The organism is Pantoea sp. VS1 (assembly GCF_002207995.1).
GTDB classification, from domain to species: Bacteria; Pseudomonadota; Gammaproteobacteria; order Enterobacterales; family Enterobacteriaceae; genus Pantoea; species Pantoea dispersa.
Window position 1 is genome coordinate 63,856 of record NZ_NHZE01000008.1, and the last position, 17,987, is coordinate 81,842.

Below are 17,987 nucleotides of genomic sequence, written 5' to 3' on the forward strand. Positions count from 1 at the left end.
CGGAAAACAGGCAGATGACTCAAGTGTAAGCCATCTGCCCCGGCTCATCAGTCGTTGAGGCGGAAAATACTCACCAGCTGGGTCAGATGGTGGCCTTTCTGACTCAGGTGCTGCGCCGTGTGCTCGGACTGGTTAATCATGTCGCTGCTCTGATGGGTCGCATGGCTGATGTGGTTCATCGCCAGATTGACCTGACCAATGCCAGCAGCCTGCTCCTGGGCAGCGATATTGATTTCCCCCATCAGGGTTTTCACCTGTTCGATATGGCTGACAATATGGCTCATGGCGTCACGCGTTTGTTCCGAGAGCGCATGGCCGGCGGCCACTTTGTCGATCGAACTGGCAATCAGCCCATCAATCTCCTTCGCCGCATTGGCGCTGCGCTGCGCCAGTGCACGCACTTCCGCAGCGACAACCGCGAAGCCTTTGCCGTGCTCACCGGCGCGCGCCGCCTCAACCGCAGCGTTGAGCGCAAGAATATTGGTCTGGAAGGCAATCGACTCGATCACATGGGTAATGTCGGCGATGCTCTGTGAGGCAATGCGAATCTCCGCCATGGTCTCTACCGAGCGCGCCACGGTGCTGCCGCCCTGGCTGACGGTGCTGGCGGCTTCACCGACCAGCGCCATCGCCTGACGCACGTTAGCGGCGGTTTGCGCCACGGTTGCGCCAAACTGCTCCATGCTGGCGGAGGTCTCTTCGACGCTGCTCGCCTGGCGGCCAATCTGCTCGCTGATGCTGGAACTGCTGGCCGCAATGGTGTCGGTGCCGTCGCTGATCTCACGCGCGGCGGCGCGTACCTGGCCTACCACTTTCTCCAGACCGTCGCCAATGCCGTTAATCGCGTTCACCAGCTGGCCGATCTCGTCGCGGCGCGCTGAGTCGAGGTGCGCCTGCAGATTACCCGCCGCGTACTGCTCGGCCAGATGGATCACCTGCTGCAGCGGCCGGGTAATGGCGCGCCGGCTATACAGCACAAAGCCAATGGCAAAGGCGAGCACCAGCGCCAGGCCAATCAGCATAAACAGATTGCGGCTGTGGGTGATCGGTGCCAGCAGGCTGGCGCGGCTGACTTCACCGGCGATAATCCAGTTCCAGCCCGGCAGTTGCTGCCATGCCAGCAGGCGGGTTTCGCCCTGATGCGCGATCTCCAGCAGGCCGTGCGGCTGCGTCAGGATCTGCTGCTGTACGCTGCGATCCCAGTCCGGCAGCTTGCCTTCTGACTGACGGGCAAACAGATACTGGCCCTGTGCGCTGCCCGGCGTGCCGTTCAGCACGAAGAAGCTGCCGCTGTCGCCGAGACGCCGCGCCAGCACTTTGTCCCGCATCAGCGCGTACTGTTTATCAATCTGCACGCCAACAAACAGAATGGCGATGACTGCGCCGCTGTCGTCCTGCACCGGCTGGTATTGAGTGATATAGCGATGGCCGAACAGCGTCGCCAGGCCGCGATACACTTCGCCCTTATTCACGCTGCGCCACGCCGCACTGCTGCGATCAAGCTGGGTGCCCACCGCGCGGCTGCCATCCTCTTTCTTCAGTGAGGTCGCGATGCGAATGTAATCCTCGCCGTCGCGCACAAAAATGGTGGAGACTGCACCGGTACGATCGAGAAAATCGTCCACGGCGATCTGATCGAGGTTGAGGGTTTTCAGCCCGGCACGCAGCGTCGGCGTGCTGAACGATCCCACCTGAATGCGTGAGCTGTCGTCACGGCTGAATCGCTTGGGTAAAAAGCTCTGAAACAGCCGGGTATAGTTCGCCACTTCTTCCGATAAGGTCGCGTTAAACATCGTGGCCATTTCATTAATGCCGAGCACCTGGTTTTGCATATCGTCGACTGCCAGCTGCTCCAGCTGGCGCGCGGCGTTATGGCTGAGCGTTAACGTCAGGGCAAACAGCACGATTGCCACACTGAAAGACGTCAATACAGACAGCTTAATTCCGAGACTCATGGCGCTGAGAGAGAGACGCTTCATAAAGTACCTTTAATAAATAACTGGAGGGGTACAGGATCAACGGCAAAATGCGGCAAATGTTTAGGGCAGAAATTAATCGAAATAAATGTGATGTGGCTCGCGTTTTGGCCGGCAGCACGTACACTGAGACCAGTGATAATCATTCTCAACGGAGACGGTATGATTGAGTTGGCAACGGAGAACCTGGCGGGCATTGAGTGTATTCACGCGGCACCGGCCGGACAGCGGCTGGCGCGCTTACCCACCATCCTGTTTTATCACGGATTTACCTCGTCGAAAGAGGTGTACAGCTACTTTGCCGTGGCGCTGGCGCAGGCCGGTTTCCGTGTGGTGATGCCGGATGCAGAGATGCACGGCGCGCGCTACAACGGTGATACCGACGCGCGCATGACGCACTTCTGGGAGATTTTGCGCCAGAACATCGATGAAGTGCCGCTGCTGGAAGCGGCGCTGCGCGACAACGATTGGGTGGCGGATGAGCGTTTCGCCATTGCCGGTGCCTCAATGGGCGGCATGACCGCGCTGGGCGCGATGGCGCGCTATCCACATCTGCACAGCGTTGCCTGTCTGATGGGCTCCGGCTACTTCATGCAGCTCAGTCAGACGCTGTTCCCGCCGCTGGTGGCGCACACGCCAGAGCAAAAAGCGGCGTTACAGGCGCGGCTGGCCCCGCTGGCAGCCTACGATCCCTGTCAGCAGCTGGCGCAGCTGGCTAACCGGCCGCTGCTGTTATGGCACGGTGAAGCGGATGAAGTCGTACCGTTTGCCGAAACGGTACGACTGGAGAAGGCGTTGCGCGAGGCGAAGCTCGACAGCCGGCTCACTTTTCTGGCGGAAAAGCAGATCGGGCACAAAATCACGCCGCCAGCGCTCACCGCGCTGGTCAGTTTCTTTAAACATCATTTGTAAAACGGAACGGGCTGGCGGCGCGGAGCACGCCAGCCCGGGATAACAGGCCGGACTACAGTTGTGACGACAAGCGGTCGGCGGCGCTGGTGTTCGCGCTGACCGGGTTACCGCCTGGCGCATCCAGCCGGTTAACGTAGACATAGCCTGAAGCCGCTTTGCTGCTGTTACTTCTCATCTGCAGCGCCTGGTCAGCGGAGCTGGCAAGAGCGGGGGTAGACAGGAAGAGACCCAGTAAAGTGGCGATAATGACAGCTTTCATAATCGACTCCTCACTCCAGGGATTTCACTCTCAGGCGCGCTGATTAAGCCAAACCGTTGCGCCTGTAGAGAGTTTAGTTCTTCACCAGTACGACGCCAGATCGTCGTGCTGAACGCCTCGTTCAGGGATTTTGAACAATCTCTGACTAACCTGCTGAATCTCAATCCTTAGCACAAAAGGTGTCGCCGCCTGGCACGACAGCGACAATTTGATGAATTGTGCGCTTGAGTTTCCCCGGCGAGGTCAGTATGATTACGCGTCAATTTTTCAGCTGCATTCAGAGGTGTGTTTCATCTTTTGGGTGATTCGCAACCTATAACGTTCCTTGCTTCCGTGGGCCGCAGCTGACCCTGACAGGAGGCTGAATAATCCGTAAGGAGCTATCGATGCGTCATTACGAAATCGTATTTATGGTCCATCCTGACCAGAGCGAGCAGGTTCCGGGCATGATCGAGCGTTACACTGGTGCTATCACTGGTGCACAGGGCACGATCCACCGTCTGGAAGACTGGGGTCGCCGTCAGCTGGCTTACCCGATCAACAAACTGCACAAAGCACACTACGTTCTGCTGAACGTAGAAGCACCGCAGGAAGTGATCGACGAGCTGGAAACTAACTTCCGCTTCAACGACGCCGTTATCCGCAGCATGGTTATGCGCGTTAAGCACGCGGTAACTGAAGCTTCTCCGATGGTTAAAGCGAAAGACGAGCGTCGTGAGCGCCGCGAAGACTTCGCTAACGAATCGGCAGAAGACTCAGATGCTGGGGATTCTGAAGAGTAATCCACGATGACGGCCAATCGGCTGCGCCTGTCTGGCACCGTGTGCAAGACGCCAGTTCGAAAAGTCAGTCCGTCAGGGATTCCTCACTGCCAGTTCGTGCTTGAGCATCGTTCTGTGCAGGAGGAAGCCGGGTTTCACCGGCAAGCCTGGTGTCAGATGCCGGTGATTATCAGCGGCAGCGCCCATCAGGCGATTACTCAACATATAACGGTCGGCACGCAACTCACACTCGAAGGTTTTATTAGCTGCCATCAGGCACGCAATGGCCAGAGCAAACTTGTGTTACATGCCGAGCAGATTGAATTGATAGATTCTGGAGACTAGCCAAATGGCACGTTATTTCCGTCGTCGCAAGTTCTGCCGTTTCACCGCGGAAGGCGTTCAAGAGATCGATTATAAAGATATCGCAACGCTGAAAAACTACATCACTGAAAGCGGCAAGATTGTTCCAAGCCGTATCACCGGTACTCGTGCAAAATACCAGCGTCAGCTGGCTCGTGCTATCAAGCGCGCGCGTTACCTGTCTCTGCTGCCGTACACTGATCGTCATCAGTAATCGGCAACTGTCCATTAACGACTTTAAGAGGATAAGGTAATGCAAGTTATTCTGCTTGATAAAGTAGCAAACCTGGGCAGCCTGGGTGATCAGGTTAACGTTAAAGCGGGCTACGCTCGTAACTTCCTGGTTCCACAGGGTAAAGCTGTTCCTGCTACAAAGAAAAACGTTGAGTTCTTCGAAGCGCGTCGCGCTGAACTGGAAGCCAAACTGGCTGACGTTCTGGCTGCTGCTAACGCACGTGCAGAGAAAATCAATGCACTGGGCACCGTTACTCTCGCGTCTAAAGCAGGCGACGAAGGTAAACTGTTCGGTTCCATCGGTACCCGCGACATCGCTGATGCAGTTACTGCAGCTGGCGTTGAAGTGGCGAAGAGCGAAGTTCGCCTGCCAAACGGCGTTCTGCGCACCACCGGTGAGCACGAAGTTGACTTCCAGGTTCACAGCGAAGTATTCGCGAAACTGGTTGTGAATGTAGTAGCTGAGTAATTTTTTACTTAGTTTGAAAGCGCCGGCCTTGTGCCGGCGTTTTTGTTTCTGTTGCTTACTGCGCGCGGATAAAGCTGCCGTCCGGCTGGCGGGTAAACAGCACCGGGCCGTTACTGCTCTCAACCGTTAAGCCGGTCACCACGCCCTGCGCGTTCTGACGAATCTTCACCTGCTGACCACTCTGCAGCGCGCTCAGCGGCTGCCCATCGCCTTCCACCCGCGCCATGGCAAACACATCATTGACCGGCAGATTGTTGTCACGGAACAGCTGTGCCAGCGTCTGGCCCGAGGCCACGGTATAGCTGTGCCATTCGCCCTGGGCATCACTCTTTGGCGTCGTATTCTGCGGCGGCTGCGCATTGTTATCGTAGATTTCCGCCTGCATCGGCACCTCTTTGCCACTGCTCTCCGCCGGACGTTCCACCGGATACTGCGGCGTACTGGCAGGCCAGAGAAACGCCAGCAGCATCACCAGCAGGGCAATAACGATACCGCGTCGGTGCAGCGGCGGCAGCGGATCCATCCAGCGTACGTTATCCAGCACATGCCAGATGCGCTGCAGCACAGCGGGTATACGCGACGGGGTTTCAGAAGCCATTCTTTCCTCCTCCTCGCTGGCGGTCGTGACGCGCCTGTCAGGCAGCCAGCGTTGCAACCGGGAAAATAAGGTACGCGGTGCGCGCGTCCTGCGACGTCGTGGGGCGATTTGGCCCATGGATGCTCTCTTGTTCTATAGTATGGGCAAAGCGGGCGCGAAGTGCCTGCCAGCATTGAAAAATTTGACCTGCATATTGTTTCTCTTTCCCCGGGAAATGTCATCCGCGGCGCGCGAGATTTTACGCCAGCCGCCTGCGCTGTTATGCTGCCGGTTCTATTTTCTCCGGGATTAAGGAAACAAGATGACGACCCCTTCATTTGACAGCGTCGAATCACAAGCAAGTTACGGTATCGGTTTACAGGTTGGTCAGCAGCTGCAAGAGTCTGGACTGCAGGGTCTGCAGCCAGAAGCGCTGCTTGCGGGCCTGCGCGACGCGCTGGAAGGGAACTCACCGGCAGTTCCGGTTGACGTGGTACACCGTGCGCTGCGTGAAGTCCACGAGCGTGCCGAAGGCGTACGTCGTGAGCGCGTCGAAGCCATGGCGGCCGAAGGTCAGCAGTTCCTCGAGCAGAATGCACAGCGTGAAGGCGTGAGCAGCACCGAATCCGGCCTGCAGTTCAGCGTCATCACCCAGGGCGATGGTCCGATCCCATCACGTCAGGATCGCGTACGCGTGCACTACACCGGTAAGCTGATTGACGGCACCGTGTTTGATAGCTCCGTTGCCCGTGGCGAACCGGCTGAATTCCCGGTCAGCGGCGTGATTGCCGGCTGGATTGAAGCGCTGACCCTGATGCCGGTAGGCTCGAAGTGGGAGCTGGCCATTCCGCACAATCTCGCTTACGGCGAGCGCGGCGCGGGTGCCTCCATCCCGCCATTCAGCACCCTGATTTTCGAAGTCGAGCTGCTGGAAATCCTGTAATAAACAGCGGGCGCCATATCTGGCGCCCGCGGTCACTACTTCTTCTCTGCCTGCTTCTGTAGATCCACCTGCCAGATTGCAAAGCCCGTTTCATCACTGCCAACGGCTTTCATCGGATAATCAGCATACTTCTTAATAAACTGCGTGGCTTTTGCGCCCGGCGCGGTCTCAAAGCGAATATCCAGCGGCGTTGCGCTGGCGATCGGTGCCAGCCGCCAGTTGTGATCGGCCTGTGGCTGCACCGCGCCGTGGGTGCGGGTTTCGCTGCTGATGTAGGCGGCCACCACCGAGCGGTTCTCATCCGGCGAGGCAAAGGCAACATACTGCTCGCCGGTGCCGGCAAATTTGCCGCCCCAGGCACGGTAATTATTGGTGGCAACGAGGAAGGTCGCTTTGGGATCGATCGGTTTGCCCTGCCAGCGCAGATCCTGAATACGAGATGCCGCCGGGTTAATCAGCTGGCACTCGGCGTCGTAGCGCGCCGGTTGCGTCACATCGATCTGATACTGCACGCCGTCGATCACATCAAAATTGTAGGTGCGGAAATCCCAGTTGATCAGCGACTGCGGCTGACGACGATGCACGTCGATCTGATTAAACTGCGCTGCCGAGCACTCCAGCCACTCTTTCACCTGCGCGCCGCTGACTTTCATCACCACCAGCGTATTCGGGTAGAGATAGAGATCGGCGGCATTACGGAAGGTGAGATCGCCTTTTTCCACTTCAACGTAGCTGGCCGGATCGTTCTTACGGCCGCCGGCTTTAAACGGTGCCGCTGCCGAGAGCACCGGTAAGCGGCCCAGATCGGGATCGCCCTGAATGAAGCGTTCGACGTAAGCACGCTGCGCATTATTGACGATCTGCACGGTGGGATCGTCCTGCACCAGCGACAGGTAGCTGTACATCACATCCGCCGACTTGCCGATCGGTTTTGCCACAAACTCACGCGTAGCGCGATGATCGTCGGCCAGCACTTTCACCAGATCGGCATCTTCCGCCGCCAGCGATTTCTTCGCCACCGCATCGTAAACGGGCCGCGCTTCGGCTTTACCCTGGGTCACCTGCCAGCCGCCGCCGTCATTTTTCAGCACCAGGTCAACCACGCCGAGATGATCGCCCCACATGCCGGGCATCACCGCCGGTACGCCGTTAAGCGTGCCCTGAGCGATATCCGCGCCTTTAAGCGCCGCAAACTCTTTGCCGGGAAACACCGCGTGCGCATGGCCGAACATGATGGCATTGATACCTGGCACCTGACTGAGGTAATACACCGAGTTTTCCGCCATGGCATGGTACGGCTCACTGCTCAGACCGGAGTGCGGAATAGCGATGATTATTTCAGCACCTTTTGCGCGCATTTCCGGCACATAGCGCTTCGCTGTCTCGGTGATGTCATCAACGCGCACTTTACCCTGCAGATTGTTGCGATCCCACACCATAATCTGCGGTGGTACGAAGCCGATATAGCCGATTTTCAGCGTATGCGGCTTGCCGTCGCGGTCTTTTACCGTGGTTTCTTTAATTAAATAGGGGGTAAACAGCGGCTTGCCACTGGTTTCATCGATAACGTTGGCGTTGATGTAGGGAAAACGTGCCCCGGCAATCGCCTGCTGCAGATAGGGCAGGCCGTAGTTAAATTCGTGGTTGCCCAGATTGCCCACCGCGTAATCCAGCGTGTTAAGGGCTTTATACACCGGATGGATTTCTCCCGGCTGCAGGCCTTTGGCCGCCATGTAATCACCCAGTGGGCTGCCCTGAATAATGTCGCCGTTATCCACCAGCACGCTGTTTGCTACTTCACCGCGCGCCTGCTGGATGAGCGTGGCGGTGCGCACCAGACCAAACTTTTCGGTCGGCGTGTCTTTGTAGTAATCGAAATCCATCATGTTGCTGTGCAGATCGGTGGTTTCCAGAATGCGTAAATCCACCGTGGCAGCCTGCACCGTGGCGGCTGCAACGCACAGTGCCAGTAACGACATGCTCGTTTTGAACATGGCTTGCTCCTTGTTCGCTTTAATGGGCCTCTCAAAATAATGTAAAACCATGACGAATTATCATTTCAATTTGTGATGGGGCTCGGGGTTTTGCCTCTTTCCTGCGTAAGCTGACGAAGTGCCTGCCATTAAGCATTGCGCCATAGCCGCCACGACCGAACTATGATATTGATAATCAAAGCGAATACGCTTAGCTGCGGCTGTCACAGCGCAGCTGCTAAAATATCTGGAGACGGGCTGCCGGGGTTTCAGCGGCAGCATCAGCCGAAATGAGGTGAACAATGTTAGATAAAATTTGCCAGCTGGCGCGCAGCGCGGGCGATGCCATTATGCAGGTCTACGATGGCGCACAACCGCTGGACGTGACGCGTAAATCGGATGATTCACCGGTCACGGCGGCCGATCTGGCGGCACATCAGGTTATCGTGCAGGGCTTAGCAGCGCTGACGCCTGACGTGCCGGTGCTGTCGGAAGAGGATCCACCCGGCTGGGATGTGCGTCAGCACTGGCAGCAATACTGGCTGGTCGATCCGCTCGACGGCACCAAAGAGTTCATCAAGCGTAACGGCGAGTTCACGGTCAATATCGCGCTGATTGAGCACGGCAAACCGGTGCTGGGCGTGGTGTACGCGCCGGCGCTGGGGGTGATGTATTCTGCGGCCGAAGGCAAAGCGTGGAAAGAAGAGGGCGGCCACACCACGCAGATCCACGTACGTGAAGCGCGACCGCTGCTGGTGGTGGTGAGCCGTTCGCACGCCGATAAAGACGAAGAGCTGAAAGAGTATCTGACTCAGCTGGGCGAGCACCAGACCACCGCTATCGGCTCCTCGCTCAAGTTCTGCCTGGTGGCAGAGGGCAAGGCGCAGCTCTATCCGCGCTTCGGGCCGACCAATATCTGGGATACCGGTGCCGGCCATGCGGTAGCCATTGCCGCTGGCGCGCATGTGCATGACTGGCAGGGCAAAACCCTCGACTACGCCCCGCGCGAGTCGTTCCTGAATCCGGGCTTCCGCGTCTCGCTGTTCTGATACGCTGTGCGCGCCGCCCGCTGTGGCGCGATCACGCCTGCAGCAGCTGATGGATTAGTTTCATCGCCTGCTGCACTTCATCCTGCGTCAGCGGACCGTCTTTGACGTAACGCACATGGCCGGTGTTATCCAGAATCACAATTGCCGAACCGCCTTTCTCCAGCTGCCACGCCTTGCGCGCGTTGCCATTGCTGTCGACAATGAACTGCGACCACGGATACTGCTGTTTATTGCTCTCAATGCTGCTGCGCACAAACATCCCGGTGCCGGGAATGGCATCATCGGTATTAACCACCGTGGTGGTCTGATAGCGGTCGTGCGGCAGCTGGGCGGCTTTGATGGCTTCAATCAGCGCGGCGTTCTGTTCTTTGGCTGACGAGCGTCCGGCAATATGCAGGATGACCCGCACTTTGCCACTCAGCTGGGCGCTGTTCCATGGCTGGTAGCGAAACTTCTCCTGCTGATACAGCAATTCTCCTTTGTCGTTAACGCCGACTGCCGGTACGCGCTCGCCAACCTTAAACGCGTGGGCTGAGGCAAGGCTGGGCAGCAGCAGCGCCAGGGCTATCACGGAATGTGCCAAACGCATGGTAATGCTCCTTAGTGATCCGACCAGTTATTCATGTTTTTGCAATATTAGGCGTGGATGATGCGCCTGTCGCGATGAGATAGCAGCTTTGTAACCCATGCCACAATTCCTTAACCAATGAAGGTTTATACTGGATTTTGTGATCGTTATGACAGAGTTCTCTGTAATGATGTGTCAATTCAGTAAAAAATCCATTTTTTCGGAACATCGGCAAGGAATCATGTTCTATAGTTATGCCTCATTTGCGCTTCAAGGGCTCGTACCGAATTTGGCAACGGCGAAGCGTATTACATCTGTTCAGGAGTTAAACAGCATGAAGATCTTCCAGCGCTATAATCCGCTGCAAATTGCGAAATACGTAAAGACGCTATTTAAAGGAAGGTTGTACATCAAGGACGTTGGCGCGTTTGAGTTCGATAAAGGCAAAGTCATGTTGCCGCGCGTCAAGGATAAACAGCACCTTAGCGTGATGTCAGAAATCAACCGCCAGGTGCTGCGGCTGCAAGCCGAGTACAACTAAGCAAAAGAAAGGGCGCCGCTGGCGCCCTGAATCTTTCTGTAACCGCACAATCACTGCTACGCGGCAGGCCCTTCAGACTCATCCAGCGTACTCTTCGACACATTCAGCACCGGCGGGCGATCGTCAATGCGCGTCACCAGCAGCTGGTCGATGCGGTAGCTGTCGATATCCACCACCTCAAATTTGTAGCCGGAGAATTTGACGAAATCGGTGCGTTTGGGGATCTTACGCAGCATATACATCATGAAGCCGCCGATGGTCTCGTAGTTGCCGGACTGCGGGAACTCGTCGATATCCAGCACGCGCATCACGTCATCAATCGGCGTACCGCCTTCCACCAGCCAGGAATTCTCGTCACGCGCTACAATCTGCTCTTCCAGCCCCTGACCGACTAGATCGCCCATCAGCGTGGTCATCACGTCGTTAAGCGTGATAATCCCGACCACCAGCGCATATTCGTTCATGATTACCGCGAAGTCTTCGCCGGCGGTTTTAAAGCTCTCCAGCGCCTCTGACAGCGTCAGCGTATCCGGCACAATCAGCGCCGAACGAATCTGCACGCCGCTGTTGAGCGTCATGCTCTGGTTGCCCAGCACGCGCAGCAGCAGCTCTTTGGAATCAACGTAACCGACGATATGGTCGATATCGCCGTCGCACACCAGAAACTTCGAATGCGGGTGTTGCGCGATTTTGGTTTTCAGGCTGGTTTCGTCTTCGTGCAGATCGAACCACACGATGTTTTCACGCGAGGTCATAGACGAAGGCACGGTGCGTGATTCCAGCTCAAACACGTTCTCGATCAGCTCGTGCTCCTGCTTGCGCAGCACGCCGGCCAGCGCACCCGCTTCTACCACCGCGTAAATGTCATCCGAGGTGATGTCATCTTTACGCACCATCGGCAGCTTAAAGATGCGAAAGAACACGTTGGCCAGGCCATTGAACAGCCAGACCAGCGGGCGGAAAACCAGCAGGCAGAAGCGCATCGGATTGATGATGCGCAGCGCGATGGCTTCCGGCGCGATCATGCCGACGCGTTTTGGCGTCAGGTCGGCAAACAGAATAAACAGGCTGGTGACGATGGTGAAGGAGCAGATAAAGCTGAGCTGATCCGCCAGTTCCGGCTCCATAAAGCGGTTGAACAGGCTGCTGAAGGCGGGCGAAAACGCCGCATCGCCGACGATACCGCCGAGAATCGCGACGGCGTTGAGGCCAATCTGTACCACGGTGAAGAACATGCCAGGCTGTTCCTGCATCTTCAGCACGCGCTGCGCGTTGATGTTGCCTTCATCGGCCAGCAGTTTCAGTTTGATCTTGCGGGCAGCCGCCAGCGAGATCTCCGACAGAGAAAAAAATGAACTGATTACGATCAGTAAAAGAATGACAAGCAGGCTATCAAGCATAAAAGATCCGTTGGGTTAATCACTTGTCATTTTTGGCCTGGGCAGCGCGAAGAGGCGTACATCCGGTACTTACCCGTCAAACAGGGCTATCCGTGCCAAAAATGTCTGCGCCAGTTCGACAAAGTCACGTTAACGTCGGGGCAGAAATGCGTGCAGGCGAGGCCTGCTGGTCGCTGATTATAGCAGCAGCGCTATTGCTGCCGCCAGCGGCGTGATTGGCCGGCTCGGATTAATCCGAGTGGCGGCTGGCGGTGCGCAGAAGCGCGGCTTCGTTGTTGTATCGGTACGCACATTTACCGACAATAGCAGTCGATTTGGCTTAGCGGCCGTTTTTACGCAGCCGCTCGCAAAAAAGAGCGGCTATGCTGATGGGTATGCAAGGTGTGGTGATACCCTTTCCACCAGAGTTAACGCCCCTGCGGAATAGGGGCAGGCATTATTAACAGGAGTACGCGTGCCGCGATTTCATGCTTATTGCTTGGCCAGCCTGCTGCTTGCCGCACCTGCTGTTGAGGCAGCCAAAGTGCGACTGCAGCTGGAAGGCCTGACCGGGGAGTTACAGAAAAACGTCAGGGCGCGCTTGTCCACTATCGGCAGTGACGAGGTGTCGAACGACGGCCGTTTCCAGGCGCGCGTGGCTGCCGCGATCAAAGAAGGTTTGCGTGCGCTGGGCTATTACGAGCCGCAGATCGACTTTGAATCACGCCCGGCACCGCCGCAGGGTGGCCGTCCGGTGCTGATTGCCCGCGTCACCGCCGGTGAGCCGGTGAAGATTGGCGGCAGCACCATCGTGGTGGAAGGCGCCGCAAAAGACGATCCTGATTATCAGGCGTGGGTGAAGCAGGGCAGGCCGAAAGTCGGCAGCCAGCTCAATCACGGCGACTACGATAAATTCAAAAACGGCTTCTCCAGCCTGGCGCTGCGTAATGGTTACTTCGACGGTGACTTTAAGCAGAGCCAGCTTGGTGTCTCGGTCGAACGGCGCTTAGCGTTCTGGGATATCGACTACGACAGCGGCCCGCGCTATCGCTTCGGCGATGTCAGCTTTGAGGGCTCGCAAATCAATGAAGCCTATCTGCGCAATCTGGTGCCGTTCAAAAAGGGCGATCCCTATAGCTCACGCGATTTGGCCGAACTCAATCGTCGCCTCTCCGCCACCGGCTGGTTTAATTCTGTCGTCGTGGCACCCGAGTTCGATAAAGGGCGCCAGACCAAAGTGCTGCCGCTCAGCGCCGCCGTGTCGCCGCGCGTGGAGAACACCATCGAAGCCGGTGTCGGTTACTCGACGGACGTCGGACCGCGGCTGAAAGGTACGTGGAAAAAGCCGTGGATCAACGACAGCGGCCACAGCCTGACCTCCAGCGCCTATATTTCCGCGCCGGAGCAGCAGCTTGATCTCAGCTATAAAGTGCCGCTGCTGAAAAGTCCGCTGGAGCAGTACTACACCTTCTCCGGCGGCCTGAAACGCACCGATCTCAACGACACCAAATCGGACACCACCACGCTGGCGATGTCGCGTAACTGGGACAGCAGCTCCGGCTGGCAGCGCGCGGTTAACCTGCGCTGGAGTCTCGACCACTTTACTCAGGGCAGCGTCACCAACACCACCATGCTGCTCTATCCGGGCGTCAGCCTGAACCGCACCCGTTCGCGCGGCGGCCTGATGCCGACCTGGGGCGATTCACAGCGCTACTCGGTAGACGTGTCGGACACCACCTGGGGCTCGGACGTCGACTTCCTGATCCTGCAGGCGCAGAACGTGTGGATCCGCACGCTGGGCGAGAAGCATCGCTTTGTGGCGCGCGGTAACCTTGGCTGGATTGAAACCAACGACTTTGAAAAAGTCCCGCCCGATTTGCGCTTCTTCGCCGGCGGTGACCGCAGTATTCGCGGCTACAAATACAAAGATATCTCGCCGCGCGATGACGAAGGCAAACTCACCGGTGCCTCAAAGCTGGCCACCGGCTCGCTTGAGTATCAGTACAATGTCTCCGGCAAATGGTGGGGCGCGGTATTCGTCGACTCCGGTGAAGCGGTCAACGACATCAAGCAGAGTAACGTTAAAACCGGCGCAGGCTTCGGCGTGCGCTGGTCTTCTCCGGTAGGGCCGATCAAGTTTGATATCGCGCGCCCAATTGGTGACGACAAGGAGCATGGATTGCAATTTTATGTAGGACTGGGGCCTGAACTATGAAGCTGTGGAAAAAGGTCCTGATCGGTATCGGTATTTTCCTGCTGGTGCTGCTGGCCAGCGTGGCGTTTCTGGTGGGTACCACGCCCGGATTGCATCTGTTGTTTAAAGGTGCCGATCGCTGGGTGCCGGGCCTGTCGATTAACAAGGTGGAAGGCGGCTGGCGCGATCTGACGCTGAGCGGCGTGAAGTACCAGATGCCGGGCGTCAGCGTGGATGCCGGGCGCTTCCATCTGGCGCTCAACCTCAACTGCCTGCTGCACTCCTCGGTGTGCGTGAACGATATCGCGCTGCAGGATGTCAGCGTGGTGGTCGACAGCAAAAAAATGACGCCCGCCAGTGCGCCGCCGCCGGAAGAGGAGAGCGGCAGCAGCAATCTCAGCACGCCATACCCGATTACCCTGAGCCGGGTCAGCCTGCATAACATCAACGTCAAAGTCGATGACACCGCCATTTCGCTGCTCGACTTCACCAGTGGCCTGCAGTGGCAGGATCGCGCGCTGACGCTCAACCCCACCCATATCCAGAGCCTGCTAATCGCGCTGCCGAAGGCGGCGAAAGTGGCGGACGAACAGGTGGTGCAGCCTAAAGTGCAGCAGCCGCAGCCGGATGAGAAACCGCTGGGCGAAACGCTGCAGGCGATGTTTGCCGAGCCGCTGCTGCCGGCACTGCCGGATTTCCAGCTGCCGCTCGACATCAACGTGCAGCAGCTGTTGGGTGAGCAGTTGCGCATCACCGGCGATACGGATGTGGCGATTACGCGTCTGCTGCTGAAGGCCAAAACTACCGACCGGCATGTGCAGTTGGAGACCTTTGACGTCGACTCGCCGCAGGGGCAGATCAACGCCAGCGGCGATGCCCGGCTGGCGGATAACTGGCCGGTCAATTTTGTGCTCAACGGCTCGCTGAATCTCGATCCGATTAAAGGCGAGAAGATCAAACTGAACCTCGCCGGGGCGATGCGCGACGAGCTGAAGCTGGGCCTGAATCTTTCGGGGCCGGTGCGTGCCCAGCTGGACGCCGCCGCGCAGCCAGCGGTCGCCGGTCTGCCGCTGTCGCTCAAACTCACCAGCCCGCAGCTGCGCTGGCCGCTGACCGGTCCGGTGCAGTATCAGGCGGATAATCTCGACTACCAGTTCAGCGGTAAAGCCACCGACTACGTGATGTCGCTGCGCACCGCAGTGAAGGGCGAAGCGGTGCCGCCGGCCACCATTACACTGGACGGTAAAGGCAACGTGCAGCAGTTCAGTCTGGATAAACTGCGCGTGGCGGCGCTGCAGGGCAACATTGACCTTAGCGCGCTGGTGGACTGGAGCAAAGCCATCAGCTGGCGCAGCGAACTGACGCTGGCGGGCATCAATACCGCTAAACAGTATCCTGACTGGCCGGCTAAGCTCGACGGTAAAATCACCACGCGCGGCAGCCTGTACGGCGGTAGCTGGCAGCTCAGCGTGCCGCAGCTGGCGCTGAAGGGCAATGTGAAACAGAACGCGGTGAGCGCCGAAGGCTCGCTGACCGGCAACAGTTACAATCAGTGGAAAATCCCCGGCATTGACATCGCGCTGGGGCGCAACCATCTCGACGTGAAAGGCGAACTGGGCGACGCGCTAAATCTGGACGCCAGTGTCGATGCGCCGCATCTGGATAATGCGCTGCCGGGCCTCGGCGGCGTAGCCAAAGGCACCATCAAAGCGCGCGGTACGCTGCAGGCGCCCCAGCTGCTGGCCGATCTTACCGCCAGCGGCCTGCGCTGGCAGCAGCTGCAGATCCGCCGTGTCACGCTGCAGAGCGATGTGAAATCCAGCGATCAGGTCGCCGGTAAACTGCAGCTGCGCGTGGAGCAGCTGCAGCAGGACGCGCTTAAGATCAACCTGCTGACGCTCAACGCCGACGGTAACGAGAAGCAGCACCAGCTGAAACTCAACGTGCAGGGCGAACCGGTCTCCGGCCAGCTGGCGCTTAACGGCAGCTTTGATCGCCAGACGCAGCGCTGGCAGGGCAATCTCAACAATACGCGTTTTGACACGCCGGTGGGCGAATGGCGCCTGACGCGCGCGATGACGATTGACTACCTGAACAGCAAACAGAGCGCCACCATCGGGCCGCACTGCTGGCAAAACCCCAACGCGCAGCTGTGCGTGCCGGAGCCGATCGAGGCCGGTGCCAGCGGCCATGCGCACGTGGTGCTGAACCGCTTTGATCTGGCGATGATCAAGCCGTTCCTCACCGATGCCACCCAATTGAGCGGCGTGTTCAGCGGTGATGCGCGCGTGAACTGGACCGCCGACGGCGCGCTGCCGACCGGCACGGTGTCGCTTAAAGGAAACGGCGTAAAAGTGGTGCAGGATGTGCAGGGGAATAACCTGCCGATCGCCTTCGACACGCTCAACCTGAATGCGGCGCTGCGTAATGGACGCGCGCAGCTCGACTGGCTGATTCACATTGTGAATAACGGTCATCTGAGCGGCAACGTGCAAATCGCCGATCCGGAGAATCGCCGCCAGCTGTCAGGCAACATCGGCATCAGCAACATTTCACTGGCGATGCTCAACCCGGCGCTGATGCAGGGCGAGAAGATCAAAGGCAACCTCAACAGCAATCTGCGTCTCGGCGGCACGCTGCAGCAGCCGCAGATCTTTGGTCAGCTGGGGCTGAGCGATGTTGATGTGGACGGCAGCTTTATGCCGGTTGATCTCACCTCGGCCAATCTCAACCTGGTGTTTAACGGCATGAGTTCCACGCTCAACGGCCTGATCCAGACGCAGCAGGGTAATCTCAATCTGGGTGGCAACGCGGACTGGAGCCAGCTGGATAACTGGCGCGCGCGCGTTACTGCGCAGGGCAGCCGCATTCGCGTTACCGTTCCGCCGATGGTGCGGATGGACGTTTCGCCGGACCTGGCGTTTGAAGCCACACCGGCGGCGTTCAACCTTGACGGCAAGGTTGATATTCCGTGGGCGCGCATCACGGTGCAGGAAGTGCCGGAGAGCGCTACCGGCGTGTCGTCGGATGAGGTGATGCTGGATGAGAACCTCAAGCCGATTCAGCCGAAAACCGCCGCGATCCCGATCAACAGCAATCTGGTGATCCACGTCGGCAACGATGTGCGCCTCTCGGCCTTTGGCCTGAAAGCGCGACTCAACGGCGATCTCAAACTGGTGCAGGATAAAACCGGCCTGGGCTTAAACGGACAAATCAATATTCCTTCCGGCCGTTTCCACGCGTATGGTCAGGATCTGATTGTGCGTAAAGGCGAGCTGCAGTTCGCCGGTCCGCCGGATCAGCCGTACGTCAACCTGGAGGCGATTCGTAACCCGGAAGCCACCGAGGATGATGTGACAGCCGGTCTGCGCGTCACCGGACTGGCCGACGAGCCGAAGGTGGAGGTCTTCTCCGACCCGGCAATGTCGCAGCAGGAGGCGCTGTCTTACCTGTTACGCGGTCAGGGACTCAGCAGCGATGGCGACAGCAACGCCCTAACCTCGGCGCTGGTTGGACTGGGGGTTGCACAAAGTGGTCAGGTTATGGGTAAAATCGGCGAGACCTTCGGCGTCAGTAACCTTGCGCTTGATACCACCGGTGTCGGCGACAGCCAGCAGGTGCAGGTGAGTGGTTATGTGCTGCCGGGTCTGCAGGTAAAATACGGTGTTGGCATATTTGATTCACTGGCGACGCTCACTTTGCGTTATCGCCTGATGCCCAAACTCTATTTGGAAGCCGTGTCGGGTCTCGATCAGGCACTGGATTTGCTCTATCAGTTTGAGTTTTAGC

The 17,987-nt window shown here is 58.0% G+C and carries 16 protein-coding genes; 10 read left to right on the forward strand and 6 right to left on the reverse strand.

Going from position 1 to position 17,987, the window contains the following annotated elements:
- Positions 1 to 47: 47 nt before the first annotated feature.
- A complete protein-coding gene (locus CBW22_RS04295) occupies positions 48 to 1,979 on the reverse strand; it encodes a methyl-accepting chemotaxis protein (RefSeq protein WP_088516109.1) in 1,932 nt (643 codons plus the stop codon).
- A gap of 159 nt (positions 1,980 to 2,138) precedes the next feature.
- On the opposite strand from CBW22_RS04295, the gene yjfP reads away from it, so the two are divergent.
- Entirely contained in the window at positions 2,139 to 2,888 is a 750-nt protein-coding gene (yjfP, locus tag CBW22_RS04300) for an esterase (RefSeq protein WP_088516110.1), read from the forward strand.
- A gap of 52 nt (positions 2,889 to 2,940) precedes the next feature.
- Here the strand turns inward: yjfP and CBW22_RS04305 are convergent, their stop codons facing one another.
- A complete protein-coding gene (locus tag CBW22_RS04305) occupies positions 2,941 to 3,147 on the reverse strand; it encodes a hypothetical protein (protein WP_021509751.1) in 207 nt (68 codons plus the stop codon).
- Between the two features lie 386 nt (positions 3,148 to 3,533).
- Between CBW22_RS04305 and rpsF the strand changes: the two genes are divergently transcribed.
- From rpsF to rplI, 4 genes are read left to right on the forward strand one after another with little or no spacing between them, the layout of a single operon-like run.
- Positions 3,534 to 3,929 (forward strand): 30S ribosomal protein S6, encoded by a 396-nt coding sequence (gene rpsF / locus CBW22_RS04310; protein WP_021509750.1) that lies wholly within the window; start codon positions 3,534 to 3,536, stop codon positions 3,927 to 3,929.
- Between the two features lie 6 nt (positions 3,930 to 3,935).
- Complete coding sequence (gene priB / locus CBW22_RS04315; protein ID WP_031280155.1) at positions 3,936 to 4,253, forward strand: primosomal replication protein N; 318 nt, start codon at positions 3,936 to 3,938, stop codon at positions 4,251 to 4,253.
- Between the two features lie 4 nt (positions 4,254 to 4,257).
- On the forward strand, positions 4,258 to 4,485 hold the full coding sequence (gene rpsR / locus CBW22_RS04320) for a 30S ribosomal protein S18 (protein WP_000135199.1): 228 nt from the start codon (positions 4,258 to 4,260) through the stop codon (positions 4,483 to 4,485).
- A 39-nt stretch (positions 4,486 to 4,524) separates the two neighbouring features.
- Positions 4,525 to 4,974, forward strand: coding sequence for a 50S ribosomal protein L9 (gene rplI, locus CBW22_RS04325; protein ID WP_021509748.1), 450 nt, complete (start codon positions 4,525 to 4,527; stop codon positions 4,972 to 4,974).
- A 55-nt stretch (positions 4,975 to 5,029) separates the two neighbouring features.
- Here rplI and CBW22_RS04330 read toward each other — a convergent pair whose 3' ends face one another.
- Positions 5,030 to 5,689 (reverse strand): OapA family protein, encoded by a 660-nt coding sequence (locus tag CBW22_RS04330; RefSeq protein ID WP_176428081.1) that lies wholly within the window; start codon positions 5,687 to 5,689, stop codon positions 5,030 to 5,032.
- Between the two features lie 184 nt (positions 5,690 to 5,873).
- Here CBW22_RS04330 and fklB point away from each other — a divergent pair, with 184 nt between their 5' ends.
- Positions 5,874 to 6,494, forward strand: a complete 621-nt coding sequence (fklB, locus tag CBW22_RS04335) for an FKBP-type peptidyl-prolyl cis-trans isomerase (RefSeq protein WP_021509746.1) — start codon at positions 5,874 to 5,876, stop codon at positions 6,492 to 6,494.
- 35 nt (positions 6,495 to 6,529) lie between these two features.
- Here fklB and CBW22_RS04340 read toward each other — a convergent pair whose 3' ends face one another.
- The gene (locus tag CBW22_RS04340) at positions 6,530 to 8,488 is read right to left on the reverse strand and encodes a bifunctional 2',3'-cyclic-nucleotide 2'-phosphodiesterase/3'-nucleotidase (protein WP_088516112.1); all 1,959 of its coding nucleotides are present in this window, start codon (positions 8,486 to 8,488) and stop codon (positions 6,530 to 6,532) included.
- 281 nt (positions 8,489 to 8,769) lie between these two features.
- Here CBW22_RS04340 and cysQ point away from each other — a divergent pair, with 281 nt between their 5' ends.
- The gene (gene cysQ / locus CBW22_RS04345; RefSeq protein WP_021509744.1) at positions 8,770 to 9,516 is read left to right on the forward strand and encodes a 3'(2'),5'-bisphosphate nucleotidase CysQ; all 747 of its coding nucleotides are present in this window, start codon (positions 8,770 to 8,772) and stop codon (positions 9,514 to 9,516) included.
- A gap of 31 nt (positions 9,517 to 9,547) precedes the next feature.
- On the opposite strand, the gene CBW22_RS04350 is transcribed toward cysQ, so the two are convergent.
- Positions 9,548 to 10,105, reverse strand: a complete 558-nt coding sequence (locus CBW22_RS04350; protein ID WP_088516113.1) for a YtfJ family protein — start codon at positions 10,103 to 10,105, stop codon at positions 9,548 to 9,550.
- 313 nt (positions 10,106 to 10,418) lie between these two features.
- On the opposite strand from CBW22_RS04350, the gene CBW22_RS04355 reads away from it, so the two are divergent.
- On the forward strand, positions 10,419 to 10,625 hold the full coding sequence (locus CBW22_RS04355) for a DUF1107 domain-containing protein (RefSeq protein WP_031280153.1): 207 nt from the start codon (positions 10,419 to 10,421) through the stop codon (positions 10,623 to 10,625).
- A 56-nt stretch (positions 10,626 to 10,681) separates the two neighbouring features.
- Here the strand turns inward: CBW22_RS04355 and CBW22_RS04360 are convergent, their stop codons facing one another.
- Complete coding sequence (locus CBW22_RS04360; RefSeq protein ID WP_021509741.1) at positions 10,682 to 12,025, reverse strand: hemolysin family protein; 1,344 nt, start codon at positions 12,023 to 12,025, stop codon at positions 10,682 to 10,684.
- Between the two features lie 454 nt (positions 12,026 to 12,479).
- Between CBW22_RS04360 and tamA the strand changes: the two genes are divergently transcribed.
- The gene (tamA, locus tag CBW22_RS04365; protein ID WP_031280152.1) at positions 12,480 to 14,219 is read left to right on the forward strand and encodes an autotransporter assembly complex protein TamA; all 1,740 of its coding nucleotides are present in this window, start codon (positions 12,480 to 12,482) and stop codon (positions 14,217 to 14,219) included.
- On the forward strand, positions 14,216 to 17,986 hold the full coding sequence (tamB, locus tag CBW22_RS04370; RefSeq protein ID WP_088516114.1) for an autotransporter assembly complex protein TamB: 3,771 nt from the start codon (positions 14,216 to 14,218) through the stop codon (positions 17,984 to 17,986). Before tamA ends, tamB begins: the two co-directional genes overlap by 4 nt.
- The last annotated feature ends 1 nt before the right edge of the window (position 17,987 follow it).

Coding starts and splice junctions, on each gene's coding strand:
- CBW22_RS04330 (WP_176428081.1), bottom strand. CDS start 5,689: ATGGGCCAAATCGCCCCACGACGTCGCAGGACGCGCGCACCGCGTACC.
- rpsF (WP_021509750.1), top strand. CDS start 3,534: ATGCGTCATTACGAAATCGTATTTATGGTCCATCCTGACCAGAGCGAG.
- CBW22_RS04355 (WP_031280153.1), top strand. CDS start 10,419: ATGAAGATCTTCCAGCGCTATAATCCGCTGCAAATTGCGAAATACGTA.
- cysQ (WP_021509744.1), top strand. CDS start 8,770: ATGTTAGATAAAATTTGCCAGCTGGCGCGCAGCGCGGGCGATGCCATT.
- priB (WP_031280155.1), top strand. CDS start 3,936: ATGACGGCCAATCGGCTGCGCCTGTCTGGCACCGTGTGCAAGACGCCA.
- tamB (WP_088516114.1), top strand. CDS start 14,216: ATGAAGCTGTGGAAAAAGGTCCTGATCGGTATCGGTATTTTCCTGCTG.
- CBW22_RS04350 (WP_088516113.1), bottom strand. CDS start 10,105: ATGCGTTTGGCACATTCCGTGATAGCCCTGGCGCTGCTGCTGCCCAGC.
- CBW22_RS04295 (WP_088516109.1), bottom strand. CDS start 1,979: ATGAAGCGTCTCTCTCTCAGCGCCATGAGTCTCGGAATTAAGCTGTCT.
- rplI (WP_021509748.1), top strand. CDS start 4,525: ATGCAAGTTATTCTGCTTGATAAAGTAGCAAACCTGGGCAGCCTGGGT.
- yjfP (WP_088516110.1), top strand. CDS start 2,139: ATGATTGAGTTGGCAACGGAGAACCTGGCGGGCATTGAGTGTATTCAC.
- fklB (WP_021509746.1), top strand. CDS start 5,874: ATGACGACCCCTTCATTTGACAGCGTCGAATCACAAGCAAGTTACGGT.
- CBW22_RS04340 (WP_088516112.1), bottom strand. CDS start 8,488: ATGTTCAAAACGAGCATGTCGTTACTGGCACTGTGCGTTGCAGCCGCC.
- rpsR (WP_000135199.1), top strand. CDS start 4,258: ATGGCACGTTATTTCCGTCGTCGCAAGTTCTGCCGTTTCACCGCGGAA.
- CBW22_RS04360 (WP_021509741.1), bottom strand. CDS start 12,025: ATGCTTGATAGCCTGCTTGTCATTCTTTTACTGATCGTAATCAGTTCA.
- CBW22_RS04305 (WP_021509751.1), bottom strand. CDS start 3,147: ATGAAAGCTGTCATTATCGCCACTTTACTGGGTCTCTTCCTGTCTACC.